The 695-nt window shown below is 49.6% G+C and carries 1 protein-coding gene; it reads right to left on the bottom strand.

Going from position 1 to position 695, the window contains the following annotated elements:
- Positions 1–433 precede the first annotated feature (433 nt).
- On the bottom strand, positions 434–695 hold a 262-nt coding region (locus CSC62_RS17405; RefSeq protein WP_162407900.1), incomplete at its 5' end, for an antitermination protein Q.

The following is a 695-nucleotide window of genomic DNA, read 5'->3' as shown; positions in this document are numbered from 1 at the left end:
ATCGTTAGCTGTGACTGTGCCAGCGGAAAGATGCCAACGAGATGGGAGGCCGTATCGTGGGATCGAGATGTGTAAAAGAGCCAGACGGAAAGAGCACTGGCTAACCAGGCTCGCCGACTCTTCACGATTATCGACTCAATGCTCTTACCTGTTGTGCAGATATAAAAAATCCCGAAACCGTTATGCAGGCTCTAACTATTACCTGCGAACTGTTTCGGGATTGCATTTTGCAGACCTCTCTGCCTGCGATGGTTGGAGTTCCAGACGATACGTCGAAGTGACCAACTAGGCGGAATCGGTAGTAAGCGCCGCCTCTTTTCATCTCACTACCACAACGAGCGAATTAACCCATCGTTGAGTCAAATTTACCCAATTTTATTCAATAAGTCAATATCATGCCGTTAATATGTTGCCATCCGTGGCAATCATGCTGCTAACGTGTGACCGCATTCAAAATGTTGTCTGCGATTGACTCTTCTTTGTGGCATTGCACCACCAGAGCGTCATACAGCGGCTTGACAGTGCGTGACCAGGTGGGTTGGGTAAGGTTTGGGATTAGCATCGTCACAGCGCGATATGCTGCGCTTGCTGGCATCCTTGAATAGCCGACGCCTTTGCATCTTCCGCACTCTTTCTCGACAACTCTCCCCCACAGCTCTGTTTTGGCAATATCAACCGCACGGCCTGTACCATGG

The sequence above is a fragment of the Pseudoxanthomonas jiangsuensis genome (assembly GCF_010093185.1).
GTDB classification, from domain to species: Bacteria; Pseudomonadota; Gammaproteobacteria; order Xanthomonadales; family Xanthomonadaceae; genus Pseudoxanthomonas; species Pseudoxanthomonas jiangsuensis.
This window is presented reverse-complemented; position numbering and strand designations above follow the sequence as displayed.